Below are 13,125 nucleotides of genomic sequence, written 5' to 3'. Positions count from 1 at the left end.
GGCTGGTTCGCGCGCAACCTCGCGCCGGAGATGGCGGCGGCGCTGGATCGATTGGCGCGGGCGCTCGGCTGTCCGCCGCTGCCGGACCTGCCGGGCGTCGCGCAGGCGCGCTCGGCGGCATTCCTGATGACGGCTTACGAGGGCGGACGCTTTCACCTGCCCGAGCTTCGCGAGCGCGCGCTGGACTATGATCCCGCGACGCGCGACCGGTTGATCGCGGGCGCCGCGCTTCCGGAGGCCGCCTATCGCGAGGCGCTGGCGTATCGCGAACGCTTCCGCGCCCGGATGATGGCGCTGTTCGATCGAACCGACGTGCTGATCGCGCCATCGACCCATGGCCCCGCCCCGCCGATCGCCGATCCCACGATCATGATCGACGGAGCGCCCGCGCCCGCGCGCGCCAACCTCGGGCTTTACACGCAGCCGATCAGCTTTCTCGGTCTGCCCGTGGTCGCCGCGCCCTTGCCGGTCGCTGGTTTGCCGATGGGGGTGCAGTTGATCGGCAGGCCGGGCGCCGATGCCGAACTGCTCGGCTTCGCGGGCTGGTGCGAGGCGGAGGGGCTGCTCGGTCAGCCCCAGGACGGATCGAGATTAGAGGCTGTTCAAGCCGAACCGTCACCCCGGCCTTGAGCCGGGGTGACGATCGATTTAGGCAATGTCAGCGCTCGCGCCCGGCGAGGATCGCTTCGGCCAGCGCATGATCGCTCGGCTTGTCGACGTCGATCCCCGCCTCGGCGAAGGGCAAAGCGATCGGCACGGCGCGAAAGCCCAGCCGCGCGGACGCCTTGCCCAGCGCGCGCTCGAGCGTGATCGTCCTGGTCAGCGCGCGGATCGCCAGCAGCGGCCCGAAATGCCAGATCAGCTTGATCGCCTTCTTGCGATCGCGCTCCACGGCGCTCCACGCGTTCAGCGCCGGCGCCGCCTTGGGCGTGCCGAGCGCGAACAGGTTGGCGCCCGTCCATGCCTCGCCGCGAAAGCGCAGCCAGGTGCGGCGATTGTCCGGATAGGCCCCAAGCAAGGTGCGCGCGCCGACCATCCCGATCCCGACATCGGCATCGCCGAGCCCCGCCATGGCCGCCTCGATCATCGCGGGCGTGAGCAAGGGATGGTCGGCGGTGGTTACCAGCACCGGCCACGGCGCCTGCACCCCTCCGGCAAGCGCGGCGACGCTGGCGGCGATGCCGCTCGACGAGCGCGCGGTGGCGATCCGCGCTTCTTGCGCCAGCCACGCGCAATCGCCTGTGAACAGCGCTTCGGGCTGCTGCGCGAGCACGACGATCCGGTCGATGCCGGGCGTCGCCAGCAGCGTGCGGGCGACGCGCGAGAGCATCGCCTCCCCGCCGATCCTGACCAGCGCCTTCCATGTTTCGCCGAACGCCTCGGCCAGCGGATCCCCGCCCGGCCGCTGCCCCGCGAGCAGGATCGCCGTCCAGCTCACCCCAGCCAGCTCCGCACCGCGCCGCCGCGCGCGCGCACCAGCAGCGCCTGCGCCAACTGGACCGCATGCACGGCCAGCGAAAGAATCGTCCACACCGCAACCGCGACCAGCCCCCAATCGGGCCGGCCGATCGCGAGGAAGGCGGCGAGGATCGGCATGTTGGGATTGCGCCGCGCGGTAATCAGCCGAAACCAGCTATCGAAACGGCGCCAGACATGGATGTGGAGGCCGAACAGCGCGATGAATGCGCCTTCGATCAGCCGCTGGACGACATAGCCGCCGAGGATCGCCGCCATGCACAGCCAGAAGCTGTGATCGGCGAGCGGCCTTCCATAAGCGACGAGCCCGACGCCCCAACCATACCACCAGAAAGGCGGATGGATCAGATCGATGCCGTGATCGAAGATGTTGCCCCATTTCGACGAGGTGATCGTGCAACGCGCGAGCTTGCCGTCGACGGTATCGAGCACCATCATGAACAGGCCGGTGGCGAGCCCGATCCAGTAGAAGCCTTGAAAGAAAGCGATCGTCGCGATCAGGCAGAAAATCGCGCTGATCCCCGTCACCATGTTGGGCGTCATCCGCCAGTGCGCGGCGAGCCGGGTGAGGTGGAACGCCCATTCCGGCCAGAGATATTTGGTGAGGATATCGGTGACGCCCTTGTACGCACCCACATAGCTCGCGCGCTCGATCAGCGGCACCGTCTCGGGGGTGAGCCGCTCCAGGAACGGCCGCTCGCGCTTGCGCAGCGCGACATTCTCGATCTCCGTCGTCTCCTGCGCGATGCCGGGCAGCGCCTGCGCCCCTGCGCCACCTTTCAGGACATGCGCGATCACCGGAACGCCGCCGCGCGTGACGGCCTCGCCCGGATGCGCGGCGGCAAAGCGCAGCCACTGCGGATCGAAGGCGTAGCCGAGATCGACGCGCAGGCACGGCCCCTCGCTATGATCGGTCATCGCCAGCCCCTGCGCCGCGGCGATCCGGCGCAGCCGTTCGAGGCTGGTCATTCCCCAGATCCGGGTGCGATTGATGCCGATGGGAACGACGACGGGACGCTGCTGTTGCGGTTGTTGCGGTGCGGCAGAAGAGGTCACTGCGCACGGGTACACAAGCGGCGGCGAACTGGCGAGGCCGTAAATCCGCCGCATTGCGCTGGCAGCCGCGCTCACCATATGCTGGCTCCGTGCCGAAGGCGGGCCGGCGAAATCAGGGACGAGAGCGGTGGCGAGCAGTGCGTTGAAGACCGGCTTCTGGAGCCGCCGCCATCATCTCGACCGGATGAGCCTCAAAGAGCTCGTCGGCGCCTATTTCCAATATCCGGCGATCATCGCCTATCTCGGCGGTGCTGCGATCATGGCGGGGGTCTATGCCTGGTATCCCGCGACCGCCGTTCAGACCGTGACCGCGATCGCGGTGGCGGTGCTGCTCTTTCCGGTCGTCTGGTACGTGCTGCACCGCTGGGTGCTGCACGGAAGCTGGATGTACAAGATCGCGCCGATGGCCGCGACGTGGAAGCGCATCCATTATGACCATCACCAGGATCCCAACCACCTCGAGGTGCTGTTCGGCGGCCTGCACACCACGATCCCGACCGTCGCGCTGGCGACGCTGCCGATCGGCTATGCGATCGGCGGCATCGGCGGCGCCGCGGCGGCGTTCGGCACGGGCCTCGTGCAGACCGCGGTCAACGAATTCTGCCACTGCATCCAGCATCTCGGCTATACGCCGAAGAACAAGTGGCTGCTCGCGATGAAGCAGCGCCACATGGCGCATCACTTCCACGACGAGAGCGGCAATTACGGCATCACCAATTTCTGGTGGGACCGTCTCGGCGGCACCTTCTATGCCAAGGTCGGCGACCGCAGGAAGAGCCCGACCGTGTTCAACCTCGGCTATACGCCCGAAGTCGCCCGGCGCTGGCCCAGGGTCGCCGAGCTTTCGGGCGGCGTCGCCACCGGCCATCCATCGACCCGCATCAGGAACTAGGCGTCCGCATGGCACAGGGGATCACGATCCGCCCGGTCAACACCAAGGCGGATCGCAAGGCGTTCGTGGCGCTTCCGTTCCGCCTCTATGCCGACGATCCCAACTGGGTGCCGCCGCTGAAGGGCGAGGCCTATGGCCTGATCACGCCGGGCAAGAACCCCTTCTTCGAACATGCCGTCGCGCAATTGTTCCTCGCCGAGCGCGGCGGCAGGGTCGTCGGCCGCGTCTCGGCCTCGATCGACAGATTGTGGACGCCGATGCCGCCCGCGAAGGGGGGCGGCGCCGACAGCGGCAATTGGGGCTATCTGGATGCCGAGGACGAGGAGATCGGGCAGGCGCTGATCGCCAAAGCCGAGGAGTGGCTGCGCGCGCAGGGCGTGCGCCGCTCGCTGGGGCCCGTCAGCATGTCGATCTGGGAGGAGCCCGGCCTGCTGATCCGGGGCCACGATCATCCGCCGACGGTGATGATGGGCCATGACGATCCGCGCTACGAGGCGTGGGTCGAGCGCGCGGGCTATGCGCCGGCCAAGGATCTCCACACCTGGGACCTCGACATCCGCCTGCCCTTCCCGACGCTGATCCAGCGCGTCGTCGCCTCGGGCCAGAAGAACCGGCGCATCCGCATCCGCAAGGTCGACAAGAGGAAGTTCGACGCCGAGGCGGCGCTGATCCTCAATATCCTCAACGATGCGTGGAGCGGGAATTGGGGCTTCGTGCCCTTCACCGAGAGCGAGATCGCGTTCGCGGGCAATAAGATGAAGCCGATCGTGTTCAACGATCTGATCCTCGTCGCCGAATATGACGGCGAGCCGGTGGCGTTCATGATGACCCTGCCCAACCTCAACGAGATGCAGGCCGATCTCAACGGCGAACTCCTCCCCTTCGGCTTCGCCAAATTGCTGTGGCGCCTCAACGGCGGCTTTTCGGGCCGGCCGACGGTCGAAACCGTGCGCGTGCCGCTGATGGGGGTGGTCAAGCGCCTGCAATCGAGCCGCCTCGCCAGCCAGCTCGCCTTCATCATGATCGAGCAGATCCGCCACGACGCGGTCGCGCTCTATGGCGCCACCCGCGCCGAGATCGGCTGGATCCTCGACGACAATCAGGGAATGAACTCGATCGCCGAAAAGATCGAGGCGAAGATCAACAAAACCTATCGGATCTACGAAAAAGCGATCTAGACGGGATCGGCGGCAACGAAGCGAGGAGCGATGCGATGGCCAAGGGTCAGATGAAGAGCAACAAGGAAGCCAAGAAGCCCAAGAAGGAGGTCAAGAAGACCATCGCGGCCAACCCTTCCACCAAGGGCGCGATCAAGGCCGATTGAGGATGGCGGAAGGCTTCGTCCGCCATCGCCAGCCCTGGACCGGCGACGAGATCCAGAAGCTCCACCGCCTCGCCGCCAAGGGCATGGCGCTGAAGGCGATCGGCAAGGCGATGACGCGCAGCGAAGAATCGATCCAGGAACGCGCGAAGCTCGACGGGTTGAAGATCAGCAAGCTGCGTTAGGTGGGGTGCTTGGTGGAGCGGTCCGGCGGCTGTCCATCATCCTTGCGGCTTTGGGCGACGCTCGTTCTTCCTACAGGTGAAGACCGAGGAAGGATGCACCCGGAACCGGATTGAACGAGATCGGCTCTGCCGGGACGAAGCCGAAGGCCGCATAGAGTTTTCGAGCAGAAACCGACTTTTTCTGCACGTCGAGCCTCATTTCGTGGTATCCAACACCGCGCGCCTCTGCGATCAATCGTTCCACTAGCTTGTGGCCCACGTCACTGCCGCGTGCATGGGGACGGACATACAGCCGCTTCATCTCGCATATGGCGATGCTGACTTCGCGCAATGCGATACAGCCTTCGATTTCGCCGTCCCGATCGGCAAGCAACACGCGTCCATTGGGCGCTGCATACTTGCCGGGCAAATTCGCGAAATCGGCATCATATCCCTGATAGTCGAGATTGACCGGAGAGTTTGCGATAAACTCACGCCAGATGCTCAGCACCGAAGCTGTGTCATCGGGAAAGATCGCGTGCCTGATGATCGTCATAGCATGAGAGGTTAGCGACGATCGTGGCTGCAATTGGACGACGTTGTGGCGGTGCTGAAACGGCGGAGAATGGCGCTTCCTGGAAGATGGGGAAACGAGAATGTCGCGGACGCTTTGACGGCCGGTTCCGGGATCGTATCCTAATCGATTGAACGACCGAGATTGGGCCCAAGCCAACGCATCCCCCCATCTCGCCTCCCCCGATCCGCCCTGCTAGACGGGCTTCGATGCCCGCCAACCACCTCTATCTCGTCGATGGCTCGGGCTATATCTTCCGCGCCTATCACCGCCTGCCGCCGCTCACCAACCGCCACGGCCAGCCGGCGGGCGCGGTCTATGGCTTCACGACGATGCTGTGGAAGCTGGTCGAGGACCTTAACCGGGCCGACGGGCCTACGCACCTCGCGGTGATCCTCGATGCCTCGTCCAAGACCTTCCGCAACGACATGTACGACAAGTACAAGGCGCACCGCCCGCCGCCGCCCGAGGATCTCGTCCCGCAATTTCCGCTGATCCGCGTCGCGACGCGCGCCTTCTCGGTGCCGTGCATCGAGGAGGAGGGGCTGGAGGCCGACGACATCATCGCCTGCTATGCCAAGGCGGCGCTGGCCGAGGGCTGGCAGGTGACGATCGTCTCCTCGGACAAGGACCTGATGCAATTGATCGAGCCCGGCCGGCTCGACCTGCTCGACACGATGAACAACCGGCGCCTCGGCCGCGAGCATGTGATCGAGAAGTTCGGGGTCGAGCCCGAGCAGCTCGGCGACGTGCTCGCGCTGATGGGCGACAGCGTCGACAATGTGCCCGGCGTGCCCGGCGTCGGCCCCAAGACCGCGAGCGAGCTCATCAAGACCTATGGCTCGCTGGAGGCGGTGCTCGCCGCCGCGCCCGAGATCAAGAAGCCCAAGCTTTCGCAGAGCCTGATCGAGCATGCCGACAATGCGCGGCTGTCGCGCGAGCTGGTGCGGCTGGTCTGCGATCGCGCGCTGCCCGAGCCGCTCGACGCGCTGGCGATGAAGGGCATTCCGGAGGCGCCGCTCAAGGAATTTCTGACCGATCAGGGCTTTCGCTCGCTGCTCGGCAAGCTCTCCGGCGCCGAAGTGGCGGCGGCGATGCCCGCGCGCGTCGAGGATGCGCAGCCATTCGTCCACAAGGATTACGAGACCGTCGTCACCGAGGCCGATCTCGATCGCTGGGTGACGCAGGCGCGGGCGGGCGGCCTCGTCGCGGTGGATACCGAGACGACCGATCTCGATTGCGTCCGCGCCGATCTCGTCGGCATCAGCCTCGCCACCGCGCCGGGCAAGGCCTGCTACGTTCCGATCGCGCACGGCCATGCCGGCGACGATCTGCTCGCCGAGAAACCCGTCCAGCTCGCGCAATCGGTGGTGCTGGGCAAGCTCAAGCCGCTGCTGGAGGATCCCGCGATCCTCAAGATCGGCCAGAACCTCAAATATGATCTCATCATGCTGCGGCGGAACGGCGTCGACGTGACGCCCTACGACGATACGATGCTGCTGAGCTACGACCTCGATGCCGGGCTCGGCGGGCACGGCATGGACGATCTCGCCAAGCGCCACCTCGATCATGCCTGCATCGAGTTCAAGGCGGTGTGCGGCACGGGCAAGGCGGCGATCAGCTTCGACAAGGTGCCGCTCGATCGCGCGACCGAATATGCCGCCGAGGATGCCGACGTCACGCTGCGCCTGTGGAAGCGGCTCAAGCCGCGCCTCGTCGGCGAGGGCGGCAACCGCGTCTACGAGCTCGTCGATCGTCCGCTGGTGCCCGTGGTGGCGGAGATGGAGCGCGCGGGCATCCTCGTCGACCGCGCCGAATTGCAGAAGCTCTCCGCCGAATTCGGCGCGGCGATCGTCACGCTGGAGGCGCGCGTCCACGAAGCGGCGGGCGGCCCGTTCACGATCGGCAGCCCCAAGCAACTGGGCGAGGTGCTCTACGATCGCCTCGGCCTCGCCGGCGGGCGCAAGGGCAAGTCGGGGGTCTATTCGACCGACGTCAACGAGCTTGAAAGGCTGGCGGCGGACGGCGTCGAGGTCGCGCGGCTGGTGCTCGACTGGCGCCAGCTCACCAAGCTCAAATCGACCTATACCGACGCGCTTCAGGAAGAGATCAACGCCGCCACGGGGCGCGTCCACACCTGCTTCAGCCTCGCGGTCGCGCAGACCGGGCGGCTGTCCTCCACCGATCCCAACCTCCAGAACATCCCGATCCGCACCGAGGAGGGCCGCCGCATTCGCGAGGCGTTCGTCGCGGCGCCGGGCCACGTCCTGCTCTCCGCCGATTATTCGCAGATCGAGTTGCGGCTCGCCGCGCACATGGCCGATGTGCCGCAGCTCCGCGAAGCCTTCGCGGCGGGGACGGACATCCACAATCTCACCGCCGAGGAATTGTTCGGCGAGGTCAATCGCGACACGCGCGGCAAGGCCAAGACGATCAACTTCGCGATCCTCTACGGCATATCGTCCTGGGGGCTGGCGGGGCGGCTGGGCGTCGATCGCGGCGAAGCGCAGGCGATCATCGATCGCTATTTCGATCGCTTCCCCGGCGTGAAGACCTATATCGCCGATACCGTCAGCCAGGTCCGCGAGAAGGGCTTCGTCACCACGCTTTTCGGGCGCAAGACGCACCTGCCGGGCATCAGGGGCAAGACCGTGGGCGAGCGCCAGTCGGCCGAGCGCCAGGCGATCAACGCACCGATCCAGGGCACCTGCGCCGACATCATCAAGCGCGCGATGGTGCGGATGCCGGGCGCGCTCACCCAGGCGGGCCTGACGGGCACGCGAATGCTGCTCCAGGTGCATGACGAATTGGTGTTCGAGGTGCCCGATGCCGAGGTCGAGGCCGCGAGGCCGCTGATCCTCTCGGTGATGGCGGGGGCGGCCGCACCGCATGTCCAGCTTTCGGTGCCGCTCGGCGTCGAGATCGGCACCGGGCCGAGCTGGGGCGCCGCGCATTGATCGCCGTCGTCACGGCGGCAGGCATGCGCGCACCTTTTCTCATCGTCATGCCGGACCTGTTCCGCCATCCACCGCGCGGCAATTTCAAGGCTTCGGCGCATATGGAACCGTGGACCCCGGAACAGGTCCGGGGTGACGACAGCCTCTATGACTGATCCCGAAGCCGCCGTCGCGACCGGCCCCGGCGATATCGATACGCTGGCCAGGGGCGGCCGCACCAATTTCTTCGGCTTCCTGCTGCGGCTCGCGGCGCGGCTGCCCTTCCTGTTCGTCGCGGGGCGCTGGTATGGCGCCGATGCGCTGGGGCGCTTCGCCTATGCGACGATCATCGTCGAATTCGCGGGCCAGCTCGCGACGATGGGGCTGAAGCGCGGGCTCGCGCAGCAATTGGCCAACACGCATCGCCCGCACGTCCATGTCGTCTGGGATGGGCTGCTGGTCGGCTTCCTCGCCTCGATCCTCGCGGCTGCCATACTGATCGCCGTCCCCGAGGTGATGTTCCCCAACAGCGAGATCAACGGCCGCGATCGGCTGCTGGCGCTGACGATCTTCGGCTGGGCGGGTTCGGACATCGCGCTGGCGGCGATGGCCTATCGCGGCGATATCGGCGCGACGGTCAAGGCGCGCTCGCTGATCGAGCCATGGGTGATCAGCATCGGCGCCTTCGGGCTTTCCTGGTATTCGAAGCGCGACGGGCTGATCCTCGCTTATGCCGCCTCGGCGGCGGCGGCGCTGATCGCGTCGCTCTGGCCGCTGGTCAAAAGCTATGGCTGGCCCAAGGGCTGGCGGCCCGAGCCGCTGCGGCTCCAGAAGATCGCGGTCCGGAATCTGCCGCTGGCGGGGGCCGACGCGATCGAGTGGGGCTCCCGCCGGCTCGATATCGCGATGCTCGGCCTGTTCTTCGCGCCCGCGATCGTCGGCATCTATTATGTCGCGCAGCAGGTCGCCTCGCTGCCGCAGAAGCTCAAGACCAGCTTCGATCCGATCCTCGGCCCCGTCATCACGCAGAACCTTGCCGAGGATAATCGCAAGGCGGTCGCGAAACAGGTGCGCCAGGTGGGATTCTGGATCATCGCCGCGCAGATCGGCATCGCGCTGGCGCTCTCGATCCCCGGCAAGGCGGTGATGGGGCTCGTCGGCCCGGGCTTCGTCGGCGGCACGGGCGCGCTCGCGGTCCTGCTCGCCGCCGAAGCGATCGCGGCGACCGCGGTCGTGTCGGAAGCCGCGCTGATCTATGTCGCGCCCAAGCGCAACCTGCTGATCTCGGTGGCGATGATCGTGATGCAGGCGATCCTGTCGCTGGTCTTCGTCTGGCTGCTGCGTGCGCTGCTGCCGCACCTCGCCGCGCACGGCTGGATCAAGCCGCGCCCCGGCGCCAGGGACGATGTGATCGCCGCCGCCGGCCCCGCGATCGCGCTGATGCTGGCGCTGGGGCTCGCATCGGTCGCCAAGGCCTGGCTGCTCGCGCGGCTGCTCGGCGCGCGCGTCAACGGCTGGCGCTGGCCGCTGATCTGGGCGGCGCTCGTCGCCGGGATCGTCGGCTGGGGCGTCACGCGGCTGCCGCACAGCTTCGAATGGATGGAACTCGCGTTCGGCGTGCCGATCATCCTTGGGAGCTATGGCGCGATCATCTGGTATCGGGGTTTCAAGGAACAGGATCGCGCCTTGTTTCGCTTTGGACGGGCAGCTTCGGAGGGACGGCGATGAGGGCTTTCGCGCGGACATTCTGGGCGATGGCGATCCTCGCCGCGTGCCCGGCGCTCGCGCAGGCGCCCTTGGCCGATCCCGCCAAGCCTGTGGTCGTCCATGTTCGTCTGCTGACCGGCGAGGGCCCGATCGTGCTGGAGATCGAAAAGCAGCGCGCGCCGATCTCCGCGGGCTATTTCCTGCGCTACGTCGATCAGAAGCGGCTCGACGGCACGGTCTTCTATCGCGCGGTCAAGGTTGCGCCGGGCTTCGGGCTGATCCAAGGCGGTCCACGCAACGATCCCAAGCGCGTGCTGCCCGCGATCCCGCACGAGCCGACCACCAAGACGGGGCTCAGCCATGTCGAAGGCACGATCTCCTTCGCGCGCGGCGCGCCGGGCACCGCGACCGGCGATTTCTTCATCACCGTCGGCGATCTTTCCTCGATGGATGCCGATCCCGCCCAGCCCGGCGACAATCTCGGCTTCGCGGCGTTCGGCCATGTCGTCGAGGGCATGGAGCTCGTGAAGCATATCCTCGAAGAGCCGACCTCGCCCACCGCCGGTTCGGCCGCGATGAAGGGCCAGATGCTCGCCCAGCCCGTGAAGATCGTCAGCGCGCGCCGCATCGACTGACCGGCTTGCGTGCGAGCGCGCACGCCCCTAGTCCGCCCCGCCAACCATCAGCCGGGGAACCAACAGAATCATGGCGGACATCATCGCGGCCGATCAGCTCCGCCTCTTCATCGAGCGGATCGAGCGGCTGGAGGAAGAGAAGAAGGGCATGGCCGACGATATCCGCGACGTCTACAGCGAGGCCAAGGGGCAGGGCTACGACACCAAGACGATGCGCGCGATCGTCCGTCTGCGCAAAATGGAGAAGAATGCCCGCGACGAAGCCGAGGCGCTGCTCGATACCTACAAGGCGGCGCTGGGGCTGAGCTGATCGGCGATCGGCTTCGATTGATGCGGCGGCGGAGCGGCGCTAGATCGCGCGCTCCCCATCATAACGAGCGAGAACAGGGCCATGGCCGGCCATTCCAAATATAAGAACATCATGTACCGCAAGGGCGCGCAGGACAAGAAGCGCTCCTCGCTCTTCTCCAAGCTCAGCCGCGAGATCACCGTCGCCGCGCGCGCGGGGCTGCCCGATCCCGCCGTCAACGCGCGCCTGCGCTCGGCGGTGATCGCCGCGCGCAAGGAGGGCCTGCCCAAGGACAATATCGAACGCTCGATCAGCAAGGCGAGCGGCGGGGAAGGCGAGAATTACGAGGAGATCCGCTACGAGGGCTTCGGCCCCGGCGGCGTCGCGCTGATCGTCGAGACGCTGACCGACAATCGCAACCGCACCGCCACCAACGTGCGCCTCGCTTTCTCCAAGAACGGCGGCAACCTCGGCGCGCCCGGATCGGTCAGCCACGGGTTCGATCGCCTCGGCCTGATCAGCTATCCGCCCGGCGCCGGCGATGCCGAGAAGGTGTTCGAAGCCGCGCTCGAGGCCGGGGCCGACGATGTCGAGAGCGGCGAGGACGGCCATTCGATCTGGACCGCCGCCGATGGCCTCCACGGGGTTTCCAGGGCGATCGAGGCGACGCTCGGCGAGCCCGAGGGCATCAAGCTCGCGTGGCGCCCGCAGACGCACGCCCCGGTCGACGAGGCCGACGCCACGACCCTGATCAAGCTGATCGACGCGCTCGAGGACGACGACGACGTCCAGACCGTCTGGGGCAATTACGAAATCGCCGACGAGGTGATGGAGAAACTCGCGTGACCCTTGTTCCTCCCCGGCACGGGGAGGGGGACCGCCGGCGCAGCCGGTGGTGGAGGGGGCTCTCGACGAGCACCGCACCCGATGGAGAAGCCGCTCCACCATGCTGCGCATGGTCCCCCTCCCCGTGCCGGGGAGGACCGGAGGCTTGATCCTCCTCGGCCTCGATCCCGGCCTCGGCACCACGGGCTGGGGCGTGATCGCCGCCGAGGGCAATCGCCTCTCGCACCTTGCCAACGGCCAGATCAAGACCGACGCCGCCACCCCGCTGGCCCGCAGGCTGGTGAACCTCCACGACGCGCTGACCGACCTCATGCTGCAACACCGCCCCGACGGCGCCGCCGTCGAGGAAGTGTTCGTCAATACCAATCCGCAATCCACCCTCAAGCTCGGCCAGGCCCGCGGCGTCATCCTCCTCGCCGCCGCCCGCGCCGGTCTCGACGTCGGCGAATATGCCGCCCGGCTCGTCAAGAAGGCGGTGGTCGGCACCGGCGGCGCAGAAAAGGCCCAGGTCCACGCGATGGTCGCCCGCCTGCTGCCGGGCGCAAGGATCGCCGGTCCCGACGCCGCCGACGCGCTGGCCGTCGCCATCACCCACGCCCATCACTTGGCCAGCGCAAGGCGAGTGCCGCGTTAATCCTCCCCAGCATGGGGAGGGGGACCATGCGAAGCATGGTGGAGGGGGCTCTCTGCCAAATAGTGTCGCTTGCGGCGAACCCCCTCCACCACCGACTTCGTCGGCGGTCCCCCTCCCCATGCTGGGGAGGATCGTCTAGGCTCGCCCGATGATCGCCCGCCTCTCCGGCACGCTCGTCGAATCCACCGCCGATGCGCTCGTGATCGACGTCGCGGGCGTCGGCTATCTCGCCCAAGCCTCGACCCGCACGCTCTCGACGATCGGCCCGATCGGCGGCACGGTCATCCTGCTGACCGAAATGCAGGTGCGCGAGGACGCCGTCACGCTCTTCGCGTTCGGATCGGCGGGCGAACGGGATTGGTTTCGCTTGCTCACAGGCGTGCAGGGCGTCGGCGGCCGCGTCGCACTGGCGATCCTTTCGGTGCTCACGCCCGAAGAGCTGATCCGCGCGATTTCGTCGGGCGACAAGGCGATGATCTCTCGCGCGCAGGGAGTCGGCCCCAAGCTCGCCCAGCGCATCGCGATGGAGCTCAGGGACAAGACCGGCGGCATCGCCCTGGGCCCGGCCGGCACCGCGCCCGCGCCCAAGGGCGGC

15 protein-coding genes are annotated in these 13,125 nt (G+C 67.2%); 12 read left to right on the top strand and 3 right to left on the bottom strand.

Annotated elements, in window-relative coordinates; translation table 11 throughout:
• Positions 1–630 (top strand): amidase family protein (locus HUU94_RS09075; protein ID WP_254602094.1); only part of this gene is annotated, 630 nt, incomplete at its 5' end.
• A gap of 28 nt (positions 631–658) precedes the next feature.
• Here HUU94_RS09075 and HUU94_RS09070 read toward each other — a convergent pair.
• Positions 659–1,438, bottom strand: a complete 780-nt coding sequence (locus HUU94_RS09070; protein ID WP_254602092.1) for an NTP transferase domain-containing protein — start codon at positions 1,436–1,438, stop codon at positions 659–661.
• Complete coding sequence (locus tag HUU94_RS09065; protein WP_254602091.1) at positions 1,435–2,445, bottom strand: CDP-alcohol phosphatidyltransferase family protein; 1,011 nt, start codon at positions 2,443–2,445, stop codon at positions 1,435–1,437. The genes HUU94_RS09070 and HUU94_RS09065 overlap by 4 nt, the downstream gene beginning before the upstream one ends.
• A 271-nt stretch (positions 2,446–2,716) precedes the next feature.
• Here HUU94_RS09065 and HUU94_RS09060 point away from each other — a divergent pair, with 271 nt between their 5' ends.
• The 3 genes from HUU94_RS09060 (at position 2,717) to HUU94_RS09050 (ending at position 4,930) form a co-directional block, all read left to right on the top strand.
• The gene (locus HUU94_RS09060; protein ID WP_174274763.1) at positions 2,717–3,424 is read left to right on the top strand and encodes a sterol desaturase family protein; all 708 of its coding nucleotides are present in this window, start codon (positions 2,717–2,719) and stop codon (positions 3,422–3,424) included.
• Between the two features lie 8 nt (positions 3,425–3,432).
• A complete protein-coding gene (locus HUU94_RS09055; RefSeq protein ID WP_174274762.1) occupies positions 3,433–4,602 on the top strand; it encodes an N-acetyltransferase in 1,170 nt (389 codons plus the stop codon).
• 148 nt (positions 4,603–4,750) lie between these two features.
• A complete protein-coding gene (locus HUU94_RS09050; protein ID WP_174274761.1) occupies positions 4,751–4,930 on the top strand; it encodes a hypothetical protein in 180 nt (59 codons plus the stop codon).
• A gap of 70 nt (positions 4,931–5,000) precedes the next feature.
• Here HUU94_RS09050 and HUU94_RS09045 read toward each other — a convergent pair whose 3' ends face one another.
• Positions 5,001–5,465: a GNAT family N-acetyltransferase gene (locus HUU94_RS09045; protein ID WP_174274760.1), complete on the bottom strand. Its 465-nt coding sequence runs from the start codon at positions 5,463–5,465 to the stop codon at positions 5,001–5,003.
• Between the two features lie 227 nt (positions 5,466–5,692).
• Here HUU94_RS09045 and polA point away from each other — a divergent pair, with 227 nt between their 5' ends.
• The 8 genes from polA to ruvA form a co-directional block, all read left to right on the top strand.
• Complete coding sequence (gene polA, locus HUU94_RS09040) at positions 5,693–8,440, top strand: DNA polymerase I (RefSeq protein ID WP_174274759.1); 2,748 nt, start codon at positions 5,693–5,695, stop codon at positions 8,438–8,440.
• Positions 8,437–8,595 carry a hypothetical protein gene (locus tag HUU94_RS09035; protein ID WP_174274758.1) on the top strand — a complete coding sequence of 53 codons (159 nt, stop codon included), beginning with the start codon at positions 8,437–8,439 and terminating at the stop codon, positions 8,593–8,595. The genes polA and HUU94_RS09035 overlap by 4 nt, the downstream gene beginning before the upstream one ends.
• Positions 8,588–10,147, top strand: a complete 1,560-nt coding sequence (locus tag HUU94_RS09030) for a lipopolysaccharide biosynthesis protein (protein WP_174274757.1) — start codon at positions 8,588–8,590, stop codon at positions 10,145–10,147. The genes HUU94_RS09035 and HUU94_RS09030 overlap by 8 nt, the downstream gene beginning before the upstream one ends.
• The gene (locus tag HUU94_RS09025; RefSeq protein ID WP_174274756.1) at positions 10,144–10,761 is read left to right on the top strand and encodes a peptidylprolyl isomerase; all 618 of its coding nucleotides are present in this window, start codon (positions 10,144–10,146) and stop codon (positions 10,759–10,761) included. The genes HUU94_RS09030 and HUU94_RS09025 overlap by 4 nt, the downstream gene beginning before the upstream one ends.
• Positions 10,762–10,831: 70 nt before the next feature.
• Entirely contained in the window at positions 10,832–11,071 is a 240-nt protein-coding gene (locus HUU94_RS09020; RefSeq protein ID WP_174274755.1) for a DUF2312 domain-containing protein, read from the top strand.
• Positions 11,072–11,152: 81 nt separating this feature from the next.
• Complete coding sequence (locus HUU94_RS09015; RefSeq protein WP_174274754.1) at positions 11,153–11,896, top strand: YebC/PmpR family DNA-binding transcriptional regulator; 744 nt, start codon at positions 11,153–11,155, stop codon at positions 11,894–11,896.
• Positions 11,897–12,041: 145 nt separating this feature from the next.
• Positions 12,042–12,530: a crossover junction endodeoxyribonuclease RuvC gene (gene ruvC, locus HUU94_RS09010; protein ID WP_174274753.1), complete on the top strand. Its 489-nt coding sequence runs from the start codon at positions 12,042–12,044 to the stop codon at positions 12,528–12,530.
• A gap of 148 nt (positions 12,531–12,678) precedes the next feature.
• A partial coding sequence (gene ruvA / locus HUU94_RS09005; protein ID WP_174274752.1) for a Holliday junction branch migration protein RuvA occupies positions 12,679–13,125 on the top strand: 447 nt, incomplete at its 3' end.

It is taken from the genome of Sphingomonas bacterium, from assembly GCF_903644055.1.
In the GTDB taxonomy this organism is placed as follows: domain Bacteria; phylum Pseudomonadota; class Alphaproteobacteria; order Sphingomonadales; family Sphingomonadaceae; genus Sphingomonas_I.
The sequence above is the reverse complement of the archived record's forward strand: the minus strand, read 5'-3'. Positions and strand labels throughout refer to the sequence as shown.